At 66.1% G+C, this 17,015-nt stretch carries 13 protein-coding genes; 11 read left to right on the forward strand and 2 right to left on the reverse strand.

All coding sequences use genetic code 11. The features are described from left to right. Positions 1-133: 133 nt before the first annotated feature. The 6 genes from rfaD (at position 134) to FBZ93_RS20330 (ending at position 8,092) form a co-directional block, all read left to right on the forward strand. Positions 134-1,114 (forward strand): ADP-glyceromanno-heptose 6-epimerase, encoded by a 981-nt coding sequence (gene rfaD, locus FBZ93_RS20305; protein ID WP_146987847.1) that lies wholly within the window; start codon positions 134-136, stop codon positions 1,112-1,114. An 18-nt stretch (positions 1,115-1,132) separates the two neighbouring features. Then, positions 1,133-2,605 carry a D-glycero-beta-D-manno-heptose-7-phosphate kinase gene (gene rfaE1, locus FBZ93_RS20310; protein ID WP_146987849.1) on the forward strand — a complete coding sequence of 491 codons (1,473 nt, stop codon included), beginning with the start codon at positions 1,133-1,135 and terminating at the stop codon, positions 2,603-2,605. Positions 2,606-2,613: 8 nt separating this feature from the next. Beyond that, the gene (locus FBZ93_RS20315) at positions 2,614-3,894 is read left to right on the forward strand and encodes an O-antigen ligase family protein (RefSeq protein ID WP_146987851.1); all 1,281 of its coding nucleotides are present in this window, start codon (positions 2,614-2,616) and stop codon (positions 3,892-3,894) included. 83 nt (positions 3,895-3,977) lie between these two features. Next, complete coding sequence (locus tag FBZ93_RS20320; protein ID WP_146987853.1) at positions 3,978-5,891, forward strand: nucleoside-diphosphate sugar epimerase/dehydratase; 1,914 nt, start codon at positions 3,978-3,980, stop codon at positions 5,889-5,891. A 48-nt stretch (positions 5,892-5,939) separates the two neighbouring features. Further along, on the forward strand, positions 5,940-7,154 hold the full coding sequence (locus FBZ93_RS20325; protein ID WP_146987855.1) for a glycosyltransferase family 4 protein: 1,215 nt from the start codon (positions 5,940-5,942) through the stop codon (positions 7,152-7,154). Next, on the forward strand, positions 7,151-8,092 hold the full coding sequence (locus FBZ93_RS20330; protein WP_074130163.1) for an NAD-dependent epimerase/dehydratase family protein: 942 nt from the start codon (positions 7,151-7,153) through the stop codon (positions 8,090-8,092). The genes FBZ93_RS20325 and FBZ93_RS20330 overlap by 4 nt, the downstream gene beginning before the upstream one ends. Positions 8,093-8,097: 5 nt before the next feature. Here the strand turns inward: FBZ93_RS20330 and FBZ93_RS20335 are convergent, their stop codons facing one another. Then, the gene (locus FBZ93_RS20335; RefSeq protein WP_146987856.1) at positions 8,098-9,108 is read right to left on the reverse strand and encodes a glycosyl transferase; all 1,011 of its coding nucleotides are present in this window, start codon (positions 9,106-9,108) and stop codon (positions 8,098-8,100) included. A 49-nt stretch (positions 9,109-9,157) separates the two neighbouring features. Further along, complete coding sequence (locus tag FBZ93_RS20340) at positions 9,158-10,126, reverse strand: lysylphosphatidylglycerol synthase transmembrane domain-containing protein (RefSeq protein WP_146987858.1); 969 nt, start codon at positions 10,124-10,126, stop codon at positions 9,158-9,160. Positions 10,127-10,478: 352 nt separating this feature from the next. Here FBZ93_RS20340 and FBZ93_RS20345 point away from each other — a divergent pair, with 352 nt between their 5' ends. From FBZ93_RS20345 to FBZ93_RS20365, 5 genes are all read left to right on the forward strand, one after another. Continuing rightward, positions 10,479-11,891, forward strand: coding sequence for a mannose-1-phosphate guanylyltransferase/mannose-6-phosphate isomerase (locus FBZ93_RS20345; protein ID WP_146987860.1), 1,413 nt, complete (start codon positions 10,479-10,481; stop codon positions 11,889-11,891). A gap of 248 nt (positions 11,892-12,139) precedes the next feature. Beyond that, the gene (locus FBZ93_RS20350) at positions 12,140-13,156 is read left to right on the forward strand and encodes a Gfo/Idh/MocA family protein (protein WP_146987862.1); all 1,017 of its coding nucleotides are present in this window, start codon (positions 12,140-12,142) and stop codon (positions 13,154-13,156) included. A gap of 50 nt (positions 13,157-13,206) precedes the next feature. Next, positions 13,207-14,358 (forward strand): DegT/DnrJ/EryC1/StrS family aminotransferase, encoded by a 1,152-nt coding sequence (locus tag FBZ93_RS20355; protein ID WP_074130158.1) that lies wholly within the window; start codon positions 13,207-13,209, stop codon positions 14,356-14,358. Between the two features lie 102 nt (positions 14,359-14,460). After that, positions 14,461-15,990, forward strand: coding sequence for a murein biosynthesis integral membrane protein MurJ (gene murJ, locus FBZ93_RS20360; protein WP_146987864.1), 1,530 nt, complete (start codon positions 14,461-14,463; stop codon positions 15,988-15,990). Positions 15,991-16,074: 84 nt separating this feature from the next. Further along, entirely contained in the window at positions 16,075-17,010 is a 936-nt protein-coding gene (locus tag FBZ93_RS20365) for a DUF1152 domain-containing protein (protein WP_167529122.1), read from the forward strand. The last annotated feature ends 5 nt before the right edge of the window (positions 17,011-17,015 follow it).

Raw genomic sequence — 17,015 nt, forward strand, 5'->3', positions numbered from 1 at the left:
AAATGGGCCAAGGCCGAACCGGCGCAGCCAAGTCGGTAACCGGTTCGCGATAAGAGGTAAAGCCGTCGTTGCCTGTGGCGCGGGAGTGGGGCAAAGCTGGCGGCTGACAAAGGGAATCTGGCGGGATTTCATCATGTTTCTGGTAACCGGGGGCGCCGGTTTTATCGGCTCGAACGTCGTGGCCGCGTTGAATGACGCCGGGCACAGCGACGTCGCGGTCTGTGACATTCTTGGGAGCGACGGCAAGTGGCGGAACCTGGCCAAACGGCAGCTGGCCGACGTTGTCCCCCCGGCCGAGCTCGGCGACTGGCTGAAGGGGCGGCGGCTTTCCGCCGTCATCCATCTCGGCGCCATCTCCGAGACCACCGCGACCGACGGCGATCTGGTGATCGAGACCAATTTTCGCCTCTCGATGCGGCTGCTCGACTGGTGCACCGCGAATGCAACCCCGTTCATCTATGCCTCGTCGGCGGCCACCTATGGCGACGGCGATCAGGGCTTTGACGACGACGCGTCGGTCGAGGCGCTGAAGCGGCTGCGGCCGATGAACCTGTACGGCTGGAGCAAGCAGCTGTTCGACCTTGCGGTCGCCGGGCGCGTCGCGAAGGGCGAGCCTCTGCCGCCGCAATGGGCCGGGCTGAAATTCTTCAACGTGTTCGGCCCGAATGAATATCACAAGGGCTCGATGATGAGCGTCTTGGCGCGCCGTTTCGACGACATCAGAGCGGGCCGCGTCGTGCAGCTGTTCAAGTCGCATCGCGAGGGGATCGCCGACGGCGACCAGCGCCGCGACTTCATCTATGTCGACGACGTCGTGCGGGTGATGATGTGGCTGATCGCGACGCAGCGCGTCTCCGGGCTGTTCAATGTCGGCACCGGCAAGGCGCGCAGCTTCAAGGACCTGATCGTCTCGGCCTATGGCGCGCTCGGGCTTCCGCCGAACATCCAATATGTCGACATGCCCGAGCAGATTCGCGGCAGCTACCAATACTTCACCGAGAGCGTCGTCGATCGTCTCGCGCACGCCGGATACAATGGCGGATTCACCCGCCTGGAAGACGCGGTCGGGGCCTATGTGAATGGCTTCCTCGATCGCGCGGATCGCTATCGCTAGAGCGGATGACGGTGACTGATGTTTGATTTTGAAGCGATCTCCCGTGCAATGTCCGGCCAGACCGTGCTCTGCGTCGGCGACCTCATGCTCGACGAGTTCGTGTATGGCGAGGTGTCGCGGATCTCGCCCGAGGCGCCGGCGCCGGTGATCGCGGTCAGGCGCAGCGAGATCAATATCGGCGGCGCCGGCAATGTCGCGCGCAATATCGCCTCGCTCGGCGGGCGCTGCATCTTCGTCGGCCTGATCGGCGAGGATGCCGCCGGCACGGTGCTATCGGAGGCGCTGGCAAAGGAGGCGGGCATCGAGACTGTGCTGGTGCGCGACGCCGCGCGGCCGACCACGCGCAAGGTGCGCTTCGTCTCCGAGCAGTTCTCGACCCACATGCTGCGCTCCGACTGGGAGCTCGCCGCGCCGGCTGCGCCGGCCGTCGAGCAGCAGCTGATCGACGCGATCCTGCCGCGCCTTGCGCAGGCCGACATCGTGCTGCTGTCCGACTACGCCAAGGGCGTGCTGACCGCGCGGGTGATCCGCAACGTGATCGACGCCGCGCGCCAGGCCAAAAAGCGCGTGATCGTCGATCCCAAGAGCGCCAACCTCGCGATCTATCGCGGCGCGACCGTCTTGACGCCGAACCGCAAGGAATTCGCCGAGGCGACCCGCAGCCGCGCCGACAGCCAGGACAGCATCGCGCAGGCCGCGCCCGATGCGATGTATCTCGCCGATTGCGAGGCGATGCTGGTGACGCAGGGCGAGCGCGGCATGACGCTGGTGACGCGAGAGGGCGGATCGATCCATGTGCCGGCGCTGCCGGTCAAGGTGCGCGACGTCTCCGGAGCCGGCGATACCGTTGCTGCGGCGCTGGCGCTCGCGCTCGCCGGCGGTGCCGACTGGGAAGGCGCGCTGCGGATCGCGAGCGCGGCCGCGGCGGTTGCGGTCGGCAAGACCGGTACCGCGATCGTCAGGTCCGCCGAATTGCGGCGAAGGATCCTGCCGCACGCTTTGCTCGCGGCCGAGGAGAAGATCGTTCCGGCCGGCGGCGATGTCGATGCGTATCTCGAGGAATGGCGCCGGCAGGATCTGCGGATCGGCTTCACCAATGGCTGCTTCGACATCCTGCATCCCGGTCACGTCAAGGTGCTGACCGCCGCGCGCAGCGCCTGTGACCGCCTGATCGTCGGGTTGAACAGCGACGCCTCGGTGAAGCGGCTGAAGGGCGAGGGGCGTCCGGTGCAGAACGAGCGTGCCCGCGCCGAGGTGCTCGCGGCGCTGGAAGCCGTCGACCTCGTCGCGATCTTCGCGGAGGACACGCCGATCAACCTGATCACGAAGGTGCGGCCGAGCGTGCTGGTCAAGGGCGGCGACTACACCCGCGAGCAGGTGGTCGGCCACGAGATCGTCGAGGCCGCCGGCGGCGAGGTGGTGCTGGTCGAGATCCTGCAGGGCCACAGCACCACGTCGCTGGTTGCCCGGGCCCGCGAGGGCAAGGCGTGAGCGCGAGCATGGCATCCCCGGCACGCGCCGCGGCGTGCCCGGCCTGGCGCGACCCCGCGCGCTGGCAGACCACGACCGACGTTGTCGCGGTCCTGATCGCGCTGTCGCTGCCGTGGTCGACCTCGCTGGTCGGCATCTTCGGCGTGGTGCTGCTGATCGCGATTGCGCCGACCGTCGAGCTCCGGGCGTTCTGGACGCTGCTGAAGCGGCCGATCTGCGTGGCGCCGATCGCGCTGTTCTGCCTCGCGCTCCTCGGCACGCTCTGGTCGGACGCCGCCTGGGGCGCGCGGTTGTACGCGGTCGGGCCGACGGCGAAGCTCTTGGTGCTTCCGGTGCTGCTCTATCATTTCCAGCGCTCGACCCGCGGAACGTGGGTGTTCGTTGCCTTCCTCGTCTCCTGCACGCTGTTGATGCTGATGTCGTGGCTGGTGCTGGCCTATCCCCACCTCGCGTTGAGGGCGCCCGGCCCCGGCGAGCAGGGCGTGTTCGTCAAGAACTACATCGACCAGAGCCAGGAATTCACGCTGTGCGCGGTTGGGCTGGCCTATCCGATCGTGATGCTGGTGCGGGACAAACGCATCTTGCCGGCCGTCCTTTTGACCGCGATCGCGCTCAGCCTGTTCGCCAACATGGCGCTCGTGGTGGTGTCGCGGACGGCGATCGTGACGGTTCCGATTATGTTCGCGGTGTTTGCGCTGCTGCATCTGCGCTGGCGCAGCATCGTCCTGATCCTTTGCGCGGCCGCCGCGTTGTCCGTGGTGGCGTGGTATGGATCGTCGCCACTGCGACGGACGGCCGAGTCATTCGGGCGTGACTACAAGCTCTACGTGGAGCGTAACGAGCCGACGTCGCTCGGCTTGCGGCTCGAATTCTGGCGCAAGTCGCTCGGCTTCTTCGCCGAGGCCCCGGTCATCGGCCACGGCACCGGTGCGACGCGGGGTCTGTTCGAGCGCGTCGCGACCGGCGGCATGAACCAGGCATCCGGGGAGGTGATCGGAAACCCCCACAATCAAACGTTGAACGTCGCCGTGCAGTGGGGCATTGTGGGTGTAGCGATACTGTACGCGATGTGGCTGCTGCACCTGTTGCTGTTCCGCGGCGACGGTCTCGTCAACTGGATCGGGCTTCTCGTCGTGGTACAGAATATTTCAAGTTCGTTGTTTAATTCACACATCTTCGACTTTCACGAAGGCTGGATGTATGTGCTGGGCGTCGGGGTTGCGGGCGGCATGGCGTTGAAGGGGCGATTGGGGACCGATTTGGAACCCGAGCCTCCGATCCGCCCATGATCGCTGGCAAGGGCTCCGCAGATACGCTACAGCCTGCCAATGTCTTGTCGCCAACTCCCAGTTGCCAGCAACCCGTCTGCTAAATGACGCGCCTTTCACAATTCACCCTGCGCAACTTCCTGATTCTGGCACATGACGCGCTCGCGACGACGTTTGCGTTGCTGGCGAGCTTCTATCTGCGTTTCGAGGGCAACCTCCTTACCGATCGATTGCCGCATCTGCTGCGCATCCTGCCCTGGTTCGTGCTGTTCAGCATCGTGGTCAGCTATTTCTCCAATCTGACCACGGCGAAATGGCGCTTCACCTCGCTGCCGGACGCGGTGAACATCCTGCGGGTGGCAGCGGTGCTGACGCTGGCGCTGGTCGTGCTGGACTACGTCTACTTTTTCACGGGAGCGGCTTCGCTCAGTCCGGTGTTCCTCGGCCGGGTCACCATCATCCTGTTCTTCTTCCTTGAAGTGTTCGCGCTGAGCGCGTTGCGGCTGGGCTATCGCTACTTCCGCTATTCGCGCACGCGCCTGCATGCCCGGTCCGACAATGCCGCGCCGGCGCTGCTGGTCGGACGCACGGCCGACGCCGAAGTCGTGCTGCGCGGCATCGAGAACGGCGCCATCAAGCGGCTCTGGCCGGTCGGCGTGCTGTCGCCGTCGGTCGCGGACCGCGGCCAGATGATCCGCAACATTCCCGTGGTCGGCGGCGTCGATGACATCGAGGCCGTGATTCGGGATTTCGAGAGCCGCCAGCGGCCGATCAAGCGCGTGGTCATGACGCCCTCGGCCTTCGAGCCGGACGCGCATCCGGAGAGCCTGCTGATGCGCGCCAAGCGGCTCGGCCTGATGGTCAGCCGCCTGCCGTCGCTGGAGGGCGGCGATGCGCCGCGGCTCACCAATGTCGCGGTCGAGGACCTGCTGCTGCGCCCGAGCCAGAAGATCGACTATGCCCGGCTCGAGACGCTGGTGAAGGGCAAGTCCGTCATCGTAACCGGCGGCGGCGGCTCGATCGGCGCGGAGATCTGCGACCGGGTGGCGACCTTCGGCGCCGCGCGCCTCTTGGTCGTGGAGAATTCGGAGCCGGCGCTCTATGCGGTCACCGAGGCGTTGTCCGCGCGCGACAGCGGTCCCGAGATCGAGGGCCGGATCGCGGACATCAGGGATCGCGAGCGCATCACGCGCCTGATGAGCGAGTTCAAGCCCGACATCGTGTTCCATGCCGCGGCGCTCAAGCATGTGCCGATCCTCGAGCGCGACTGGAGCGAAGGGGTCAAGACCAACATCTTCGGGTCGGTGAACGTCGCCGATGCCGCGCGTGCCGCCGGCGCGAGCGCCATGGTGATGATCTCGACCGACAAGGCGATCGAGCCGGTGTCGATGCTGGGCCTGACCAAGCGGTTCGCCGAAATGTACTGTCAGGCGCTGGACCATGACCTGATGACCGAAGCCAAGGGCAGGTCGCACATGCGGCTGATCTCGGTGCGGTTCGGCAACGTGCTGGCGTCCAACGGATCCGTGGTGCCGAAGTTCAAGGCGCAGATCGAGGCCGGCGGGCCGATCACGGTGACCCATCCGGACATGGTTCGCTATTTCATGACGATCCGCGAAGCCTGCGATCTCGTGATCACGGCGGCCACGCACGCAGTGACCCCGGCGCGGCCCGACGTCTCGGTCTATGTGCTGAACATGGGGCAACCGGTGAAGATCGTCGATCTCGCCGAGCGGATGATCCGTCTGTCGGGCCTGCAGCCCGGCGTCGACATCGAGATCGTGTTCAGCGGCATCCGTGCCGGCGAGCGGCTGAACGAGATCCTGTTCGCGAGCCAGGAGCCGACGCTCGAAATCGGCGTCGCCGGCGTCATGGCCGCCAAGCCGAACCAGCCGCCGATGTCGACGCTGCGCAAGTGGCTCGCGGCGCTGGAGGATGCGATCGAGCGCGATGACCGCGTGACCATCCGCGCCGTCCTTCAGGACGCGGTGCCCGAGTTCGGATCGAATGCCGCCTGACCGCGCCGTCCTGCGGACGACGAGGCAGGACCATTTCGAAAGCCATTGATGCCCAGTTCTCGAAAAGTCGTGGTCGCCAGCCAGCACTATCCGCCGGACCACAGCACGACCGCCGCGATCATGTCCGCGATCGCCGAACGGATTGCGCAGGAGGCGGAGGTGGTGGTGGTCTCGGGGATGCCGGGCTCGGCGAGGGCGCCGGCGCCGGGGCGGCCCGCCGTCGTCGAGGTCAGGAACTGGCTGCCGGGAAAGGCGGCGCTGATCAAGCGCGCGCTGGCCGAGGCGCTGTTCACGGGCCGGATGTTCTTTGCATTGTTGTCGCGGCTGAAGCGGGGTGACGTGGCACTGACGGTGACCGCACCCTTCGCGCTTCCCTATGCGGTTGCCGCCGCGGCGCGGTTGAAGGGCGCCAAGTCGGCGTTGATCATGCACGACCTGTTTCCGGATGTTCTCGTGATGGCCGGGCTGCTGCGGCCGTCCTCGCTGGTCGCGCGGGCGATGCGCGGCATCAACACGCTGATGTTCCGTGCCCTGAACGCCGTCATCGTGATCGGCCGCGACGCCGAGAAGCTGCTGCTGCGCTATGGCGGAATGACGCCGGACAAGATCAGGTTCATCCCGAACTGGGCCACGCTCGTCCCCGGCAATCGTCCCGTCAGCCCCGATAATCCGTTTCGCAACGCCATTGCCGCCCGCTTCGTCGTCGGTCTGTCCGGCAATCTGGGCTTCACCCACGATCCGGACATCGTCTTCCAGGCCGCGCGGCTGTTGCGCGAAGAGCGCGATATCCATTTCCTGCTCTCGGGGTGGGGCATGGGCTTCGCGCGGCTGAAGGAGATGCAGGCCACGGCGCAACTCGCCAACGTCACGCTGGTCGACCGCGTCGCGGACGGCGAGCTGGATGCGCTGCTCTCCAGTGCAGACGTCTGGCTCATCCCCTATCGCAAGGACGTTGCCGGTGTATCGGTCCCAAGCCGGTTCTATAATCTGCTCGCGGCCGGCCGGCCGGTCATCCTGGTCTCCGAGCCCGAGGCCGAGGCAGCCCTGACCGTCAGCGAGAACGGGCTGGGCTGGGTCGTCACACCGGGGCGGCCCGATCAACTCGCCGATGCCGTCAGGCTGGCGTCGCGATCGCAGGACGCGGGGATGGCCGAGCGCGCAGTCGCGACCGCACGGACCTTCAGTGCCGAGCGGGCCCTGTCGAGCTATGCTGCGCTGGTCGCGGAGCTGCTATCCAATCACGATATGGAGCGGACAGCATGACTGATCGCCGCCCGACGGTTCTGGTGACAGGTGCGAGCGGCTTTGTCGGTCGCCATGTGGTGCCCGAGCTGGCGCAGAACGGCTGGCTGGTGCGGCGCGCGGTGCGAACCGCGCCGCAGGATGCAAATGACGTGGCGATCGGCTCGCTCAGCCCCGCCACCGATTGGCGCGCCGCGCTCGAGGGCGTGGACGCCGTCGTTCATCTTGCGGCTCGCGTTCACCAGCAGTCCGACGAACAGGCGATCGAGCTCTACCGCAACGTCAATATCGAAGGCACGCTGCATCTGGCGCGTTCGGCGGTTGCGGCGGGCGTCCGGGATTTCGTCTTTGTCAGCACGATCCTGGTGCACGGGCGCAGCAATTACGGGCGCCCTCCATTTCGCGAGGACGATGTCCTGACGCCCCGCGGGCTCTACGGAAACTCGAAGGCGGCTGCCGAAGTCGGCCTCAAGGAGATCGCGCCGGGCAGCGGCATGAGGGTGACCGTGATCAGGCCGCCGCTGATCTACGGCGCCGGTGCGAAGGGAAATTTCGCCTTGCTCAAGCGCGCGGTGCTCAATCGCATGCCGCTTCCGCTCGCTTATGTGAAGAATCGCCGCGCGTTCCTGTCGGCGGAAAACCTGGCGTCGTTCATCCTGTATCGCTTGTCGCAACCGGGAAACGATTTCGACGTGTTCCTGGTGGCCGACCGCGAGCAGGTCTCGACGCGGGAGTTCGTCGAGCGGCTGGCCCGCGCGGCAGAAACCTCGCCGCGCCTGTTCTGGCTGCCGCCGCCGCTCTTGAAGGTGTCGCTGACGATGGGCGGCCGCAAGGAAGCCTATGACAGCCTGTTTGCCTCGCTTGAGCTCGATCTGTCCAAGATCGCGAGCACCGGATGGCAACAGCCGATCAGCCTCGATGAGGGGCTGAGGCGCGCGCTGAGCCGAACCGATATCTGAGGTGATCAGAACGTGCGCGAGAACCGGCGCAGCTGCCAGGCGACGGCGATCGCGCCGGCCAGCAGCAGGGCGAGGTCAGCAGCCAGCGAGTTGAGGGCGACCGAGGCGAATGCGAGCAGCGCCAGCACCAAATTGAGCGCAAAGACCTCGCCGACCACGCGCCACACCGTGAATCCGTTGTCGGTCGCGCGCTGATAGAAGTGCGAGCGGTGCGCGGCCCAGAACGGCTCGCGCCGGATCATGCGGCGAAACAGCGTGACCGTCGCATCCGTCAAATAGTACAGCGGCAGCAGCAGCGCGGCGGCGAATTGCTGGCGCAGGGCGAGCTCAAGCAGGCACCAGCCGAGCAGCAGGCCGATCGGCAGGCTGCCGACATCGCCGAGGAATATCTTTGCCACCGGCCGGTTGAACGGCGCGAAGCCGAGCAGCGCGCCGCAGAGCGCCGCCGCGACCAGCGCCGGAGCGACCGGGACATGGCCGAAGCTGCCGAGCAGGGCGACCGCCACGGTGATCGGCACGGCCTCGGCCGCGGTCATCAAATCGAGCCCGTCCATGAAGTTGACGAGGTTCACGAACCAGAGGCCGGCGATCAGCAGCAGGCCGCGTTCGAGCCAGAGCGGGCAGGCCGGGACCAGCCTCAGCTCGCCCGGCACCGAGAACAGCACGGCCGCAACCGCGGCAGCCTGCAGCAGCAGCCGCGGGACCACGGGCAGGGAGCGGATGTCGTCGGCAAAGCCCACCACCGCGATGAACAGGCAGGCCGAGAAGACGGTGAATGGAATCGTCAGGAAGGGCGATCCGACCAGCGCGATGACGATCCCGCCCGCGAGCAGCGTGGCTGCGGTGACCGCGATGCCGGCGCCCTGCGGAGTTGGAATGCGGTGCGACGAGCGCGCATTCGGCTTCGCCAGCGCCACGCGCAGCAATAGCGGCCGCGTCAGCTGGATCAGGACGGCCGAGATCGCTGCGGCAAGAACCGCGGCGATCAACAACAGGAGGGTTTCGAAAACGCTCATTCTGGTCCGGTCATTGCGATCCCGGGACTCACGCTTGTGATCCCGGGACTCACGATTGTGATCCCGGGACTTCGATCGGCTCTGCGCCCTTGGCGGCCTTTTCCGGGCTCAGGATCCACACCAGGCCGCCGAATACGCCGACCACGAACGACACCGCGCCGAACAGCAGCGAGATGTTGACGCCCTCATTAGCGATCAATCCGGCATAGCCGAAGGCCAGCGCCATGGTGGCCTCGCGCACGCCCCAGCCGGCGATCGAGATCGGCATCATCGTGATCAGCATCACCGGTGGCAGCAGCTGGAAGATCTGGCCGAAGGTGACCGGGGCGGTGATCGACTTCACCACGCACCAGGCGATCACGACGGTCACAACGTGAATGGCGATCGAGAGGGTTGCCACCCGCAATCCGTGCTTGCGGCTGAACAGCACCCGGTTCGCGATGACCGCGCAGGCGTGGATGTGGTGGGTCGCCCACCACTGCTTCAGCCAGGCCCACGGCAACAGGCCGATCACCAGGAAGCCGAATCCGGCCGCAAGCGCCGCGAGGTCGAGCAGCAGCAATGCGGTCCAGCCGTTGGAATCGGAGATCAGCCGGTAGCTCCAGGGCAGGGTGGCCGCGATCACGACGGCGAGCGCGATCAGTCCGACCGCGCGGTCGACGAAGATCGAATAGGTGGCCGCGCGCCAGCCGGCACCGGCGCGCGCGACGAGCCAGAGCCGCACGGCGTCGCCGCCGATCGAGGACGGCAGGGTCTGGTTGAAGAAGGTGCCGATCACGTTGAAGCGCATCGCCTGCGCGGTCTCCAGCGGCGCGCCGCACTCGACGCTGATCTCGCGCCAGCGCAGCACCCCGAGGAAGATCTGCAGGAAGGTGACCGCAATTGCGAGGCCGAGCCAGCCCAGGCTCTCAACCTGGATGCGGGAGGCCAGATCGTACAGATTGACCTTGCGCAACGAGAAATAGAGCAGCGCGGCCGAGATCAGGATCTTGACGGTCGAGAGCAGGATTCGGCGCATTTCCGTTCGCGCTGCCAGGTTTCAGGATGTGTCAAAAACAGCGCAAAACGCTTTCGCGCGCCCAAATTCGCCGCCTTGGTATGGTTTCCGCACCGATCTGGCAATACCCGTACTGGTCCCTATTGCGGCAGGTGCGAAGGGGCGGCTAAAGAGGCCGGAGCGGGGACGCCCCGCCGCTCACCGGGGGTTTACGATACCGGTAAAATCCGACCAGACGCGTGGGGGCGCGTGACTGCTCGGGCAGTGCTTCCCAAGGTAAAAAGGGGCTGCCGGCCGCGGCGGCCCGGGCCAGTTTGGTATGCCGTCCGCGGACGGGTACCATTGGACCTGCACGACAGGACTTGAGGCATCGATGGACCGACGAATTATTCCCCTGATCATGTGTGGCGGCGCGGGCACGCGGCTCTGGCCGGCGTCACGCGAGGTGCATCCGAAGCAGTTCCTGTCGCTGTTCGGGGCGCGCTCGACCTTCCAGGAGACGCTGCTGCGGGTCTCCGATGCCGGCCTGTTCGAACGGCCGATCGTGATCACCAACGAGGCCTATCGCTTCATGGTGCTGGAGCAGCTGGCCGAGGTTGGCCGCGAGGCCGACGTGCTGCTCGAGCCGATGCGCCGCGACTCCGGGCCCGCCATTGCGGCCGGTGCAGCATTCGCGCAGAGCCGTGACGGCGAAGCGATTGTGCTGGCGCTCGCCGCCGACCATCTGGTGCGCGACACGCCGGCCTTCGTTGCCGCGTGCCGCGGCGGATTGGTGGCTGCCGAAGCCGGCCGCATCGTGACCTTCGGCGTCAAGCCGGAACGGCCCGCCACCGAATACGGCTACATCAGCCCGGGTGAGGTGGTCGCCGGCGAGGTGCGCGCGGTGGCAAAATTCGTTGAGAAGCCGGATGCCGCGACAGCGGCAGGCTATATCGATGCGGGTTATCTCTGGAATAGCGGCAACTTCATGTTCCGCGCCAGCGTGCTGCTTGACGAGTATCGCAATGTCGATGCGGACAGCATTGCCTCGGTGGAGCAGTCGGTCGCGTCAGCTGCGCGCGATCTCGGCTTCGTCAAGCTCGATGCATCGGCATTCGCCGCGGCAAAGGCGACTTCGATCGACTACGCAGTGATGGAGAAGACCGCTCATGCCGCGGTGGTGCCGGTGGCGTGCGGCTGGTCCGACATCGGCTCGTGGCGTCAGGTCTGGGAGCTGTCCGACAAGGACACCCTCGGCAATGCGGCGCGCGGTGCGGCGGTGTTCGAGGACAGCCGCAATTGCAACGTCGCGACCGATCGGGCGCTGGTCGCGCTCGAAGGCGTCGACGATCTCGTCGTGGTCGCGACACAGGACGCCGTGCTGGTGTCGCGCCAGAAGGACGCCAACGGGCTGAAGCGGCTGGTCGCGAAATTGAAGGTCGCCGCGCCCGAGGTGACCGAGAATCACATCAAGGTGCATCGCCCCTGGGGCTCCTATCAGTCGGTCGACAATGGCGACCGCCACCAGGTCAAGCGCATCATCGTCAAGCCGGGCGGGCGGCTGTCCCTGCAGAAGCACCATCACCGCTCCGAGCACTGGATCGTGGTGCGCGGCACCGCGCAGGTCACCGTCAACGAGCTGATCAAGACGGTGCACGAGAACGAGTCGATCTACATCCCGATCGGCGCGGTGCACCGGCTGGAGAATCCCGGCAAGATCCAGCTCGAGCTGATCGAGGTGCAGACCGGCAGCTATCTCGGCGAGGACGACATCATCCGCATCGAGGATGACTACCAGCGCAGCTGAGGGAGCCGGTTCCCGCGCGAATCTTCGGGCGCGGGGCGATGTAACTCTTTGAATCAAAACGTGTCCGGATTTCGCCCTTGGTAATCGCCACATTTGTGACGCCGTGCTATAGCGGCTGCCAACGAAGCGGGGTGATTTGCGCCGAAGGCGCAGATCGGGAAGAGGGCCTAGGTGCTGATTCCCTCGGAGCCGGTGTGGCTCCCTGAGGAGCCGGGACAACCGCCAGAACGTTACTTGGGGTCTACGATATGAATGCAAAAGTGTCCGCAGCCGGCGCGAAGGCCGATATCGGCCGCGCCTTGCGCGTCGGCGTGATCGGCGCCGGGGTGATGGGCAGCAACCATGCCCGCGTGCTGGCCGGACTGCCCGGCGTCCTGCTGATCGGCATCGTCGATCCGCTGCCCGAACATCGCACGCGCGCCATCGACCTGGTCGGCTGCCGCGCCTTCGAGACCCTCGATCAGCTGCTCGCCGAGGGCATCGATGCGGTGACGATCGCAGCTCCCACCCATCTGCATCACGAGATCGCGCTCGCCTGTATCGCGCGCAACATCCACATCCTGGTCGAGAAGCCGGTCGCATCCACGGTCGAAGAGGGCCGCGAGATCGTCGCCGCCGCCGAGCGGGCCGGCGTCACGCTGATGGTCGGCCATGTCGAGCGCTTCAATCCGGCGGTCGCCGCGATCAAGCAGGCGATCTCGGGTGAGGACATCCTGTCGATCGGCATCACCCGGGTCGGCCCGTTCCCGCCGCGGATGTCCAATGTCGGCGTCGTGATCGATCTCGCCGTGCATGACATCGACCTGATCCGCTGGTTCACCGAGTCCGACATCGTCGAGGTGCAGCCGCAGCTCTCGAGCGCGGTCGCCGAGCGCGAGGACATCGCGCTGCTGCAATTCCGCACCGCGTCCGGCGTGCTCGCCCACATCAACACTAACTGGCTGACGCCGTTCAAGGCGCGCAACGTCACCGTCGCAACCCGCGGCAAGTATGTGATGGGCGACCTGCTGACGCGCCAGGTCACCGAATGTTTCGGCTTCAAGCCGGACGGCAGCTATTCGATGCGGCACCTGCCGGTCGGACACGACGAGCCGCTCCGCGCCGAACTGATCGCTTTCCTCGATGCCGTGCGCAGCGGCAAGCTGCCGGCGGTGTCCGGCGACGAAGGCGTCGCCAGCCTCGAGATCGCGATCCGCTGCCTGGAATCGCCCGCGCGGCCGGCCGCCACGACGATGCGCAAGGGACCGCGCCGCATCGCCGGCTGATTGTCTTCACCGGCTGATTGTCATCCATTCAACACGTGCAAAGAGCTTCCATGAACCAGCATATGCAGCTTGAGCCCATTCCCTTCATCGATATTTCCGCGCAGCGCCGGCGGCTCGGCAAGTCGATCGATGACGCGGTCGCGCGCGTGCTCGACCATTGCCAGTTCATCAACGGGCCCGAGGTCACCGCGCTGGAGAAGGCGCTGGCCGACTATACCGGCGCCAAGCATGTGGTGAGCTGCGCCAGCGGCACCGACGCGCTGCTGATGGTCCTGATGGCGAAGAATGTCGGTCCGGGCGATGCGGTGCTGTGCCCGACCTTCACTTTCTGCGCGACCGGCGAAGTCGTGACGCTGACCGGCGCGACGCCGGTGTTCGTCGATGTCGACGAGGAGACCTTCAACATCGACATCAACTCGCTGAAGCGCGGCATTGCGACGGCGCGGGCGCGCGGGCTGAAGCCGGTGGCCGTGATCCCGGTCGATCTGTTCGGCCAGAGCGCCGATCACGATGCGATCAGCGCGGTCGCCGAGGCCGAGGGCCTTTTTGTGCTGGATGACGCCGCGCAGGGCTTTGGCGCGACCTACAAGAACCGCAGGCTCGGCACCTTCGGTCTCGCGACCGGGACCAGCTTCTTCCCGGCCAAGCCGCTCGGCTGCTTCGGCGACGGCGGCGCGATCTTCACCGACGACGAGGAACTCGCGCGCACGCTGCGCAGCATCCGCGTTCACGGCCAGGGCTCGGACAAGTACGACAACGTCCGGCTCGGCCTCACGGCGCGGCTCGACACCATGCAGGCGGCGATCCTGCTCGAGAAGCTGAAGATCTTCGACGACGAGATTGCGGCGCGCAACAAGGTCGCGGAACGCTATTCGCGCGCGCTCGGCAACCTCGTCGCGGTGCCGCGCGTGGCTCCCGGCTGCACCTCGGTGTGGGCGCAGTACACCATCCGCCTGTCCGAGGGCATCGATCGCGACGCCTTCGCGGCCGCGCTGAAGGCGCAGGGCGTCCCGACCATGATCTACTATCCGAAGTCGGTCCATCAGCAGACGGCCTACAGCCACTATCCGGTTGCCGACGGCGGCCTGCCGGTCAGCGAGCGGCTGTCGAAGGACGTCATCGCCCTGCCGATGCACCCCTATCTCGACGAGGCAGCGCAGGACCGCGTCATCGCGGCTGTGCGCAGCGCGCTACAGGCATGATCCCGAAAAGTGGTTTCCGGTTTTCGGGCTCGATCATGCCTAAATCGTTAACGGCCTGATACGAAACTTTTTCGTAACGCAATCATGCGCTAGAAGCAGCGCATGCTTGGGCGCATCTTCACCGTCGGCGGCTACACCCTGCTATCGCGGGTCACCGGGTTCGCGCGCGACATCATGCTCGCGGCGATCCTCGGTGCCGGGCCGGTCGCCGACGCCTTCTTCGTGGCCCTGCGGCTGCCCAATCATTTCCGTGCGATCTTCGCCGAAGGCGCCTTCAACGCCGCCTTCGTGCCGGCCTATGCCCATGTCCATGGCGAACGGGGCGAGGCCTCGGCGCGGCTGTTCGCCGACCGCATCTTCACGCTGCTGTTCGCCTCGCAGGTGATCCTGCTGGTTGTGGCGATGGCGTTCATGCCGCAGGCGATGAGCATTCTCGCGCCGGGCTTCACCGAGGATGCCGCCCAGCGCAAGCTCGCGATCGAGCTGACGCGGATCACATTCCCCTATCTGCTGCTGATCACGCTGGTGACGCTCTATGGCGGCATGCTCAATGTGATGCATCGGTTCGCCAGCGCCGCCGCGGCGCCGATCTTCCTCAACCTTGCGATGATGATGACGCTGGCGCTTGCGGCGTTCTTCCCCAGCGCCGGTCATGCCGCGGCCTGGGGCGTCCTGATCTCGGGCTTCCTGCAATTTGCCCTGCTCGCCGGCGACCTCGCGCGTCACGGCGGCCTGCCGCGGTTCGCGCCCTTGAAGCTCGACGAGGACGTTCGCGCCTTCTTCCGCGCGTTGGGGCCGGCAACGCTGGGCTCGATGGGAACCCAGGTCGCCCTGTTCGCCGACACCATCATCGCGACCTTCCTGCCCGCGGGCGCGCTGTCGGCGCTGTATTATGCCGACCGCCTCAACCAATTGCCGATCGGCGTGATCGGGATTGCGATCGGCACCGTGCTGCTGCCGGAGATGTCGCGGCGCCTGACCGCCGACGATCACGCCGGCGCCATGGCCGCGCAGCGCCGCGCCTTCGATTTCACGCTGCTGTTCTCGGTGCCGTTCGTGGCGGCGTTCCTGACGGTTGCCGATCCGATCATGCGCGCGATGTTCGCCCGCGGCGCGTTCTCGAAGGCCGATGCCGCAAGCGCGGGCGCGACGCTCGCGGCCTATGCGGTCGGGCTGATCCCGTTCGTGATGATCCGCAGCGCGGTTGCGACCTTCTACGCCCGCAAGGACACCGCAACCCCGGTGAAGGCGGCGCTGACCGGGGTCGCGGTCAACGTCGCGCTGAAGATCGCGCTGGTCGGCACGCTTGCGCAGGTCGGGCTGGCGCTGGCGACCGCGATCGGCGCTTGGGTCAACCTGCTGCTGGTGCTGATGTTCGCCGTGCGCCGCGGCTATCTCGCGCTCGATCGCGCGCTGATCCGCTCGTTCGGCACCTTTGCGCTGTGCGGCGTGCTGCTCGCGCTCGCGCTGTGGCTGACCTCGCATTTCGCCTATGTGTGGTTCGCGCCGATGCAGATCTTCCGCGACGAGATGATCCTGCTGCTGCTGATCGCGGTCGGCGTCTTCGTCTACGCCCTGCTGATCCTCACACTGTTCGGCCGCGGCTGGCTGTTCGCACTCCGGCGCGTATAGATTTCTTTAATCTTGTCAATTGCTTGGAATAATGCCCGAATGCGTTGGGGCAGGCGCGCCCGAACGCTTTTGGCTGCATCACACATGATTCCGTTTCTTGAGCGCATGGAGCAGGCCAGCAACGTCCTCATCGCAGGCTGTGGCGGGGGCTTCGACGTGTTCGCTGGTGTGCCCCTGGCGGAGCGCCTTTGGTCGCGCGGCAAGCAGGTGGTGTTCGGGAATTTTTCGTTCACCAATCTCTGGCTTTGCGGCGGCGAGCGCATCAATCCGACCACGTGGCGCGTCGATCGCAGCTCTGCCGAGATTCCATATTTTCCGGAGAAGTGGCTGGCGGAATGGCTTGCGACGCGCGGTCGAGCGGTCCCGATCTATGCCTTTGCCAAGAGTGGCGTGCGGCCACTGGCTGCCAGCTACCGCTCGATTATCGAGCAACACCGGATCGACCTGGTTGTGCTGATCGACGGCGGGACCGACAGTATTATTTTCGGCGACGAGCCGGGACTCGGCACCATCATCGAGGATGCGGCATCGATCGTCGCTGCGCATGATGCCACCGCGGGGCGGGCGCTTCTCGCCGCGATCGGTTTCGGGATTGATCATTTCCATGGCGTCTCACACCACGCCTTCCTTGAGAACGTCGCGCAACTGACAGCTGATGGGGGATTTCTCGGTGCCTTTTCCCTGTCGTCGGGAACGGCGGAAGGGGCGGCGTTTCTCGATCTGGTCGACTATGCCAACCAACGCCAGCCCGCGCATCCGAGCATCGTCTGCAATTCGATCGCAAGCGCCGTGCGTGGTGAGTTCGGAAACTATCATGCCACCAACCGCACCAGCGGCAGCGATCTGTTCATCAACCCGCTGATGTCTCAGTACTGGACCTTCGCGACGTCGCACCTCGTCCGACGAATGGCCTACGCAGACGGTCTCATGCAGACGGATCGGATGGAGGAGGCCAGGCGGGCGGTCGAGCAGTACCGGCAGACCATCGAGCCGAGGCCGCTCCGCCCGATCCCGCTATAGTGATC

Origin of the sequence: Bradyrhizobium macuxiense (genome assembly GCF_007993935.1) — a bacterium.
GTDB classification, from domain to species: domain Bacteria; phylum Pseudomonadota; class Alphaproteobacteria; order Rhizobiales; family Xanthobacteraceae; genus Bradyrhizobium; species Bradyrhizobium macuxiense_A.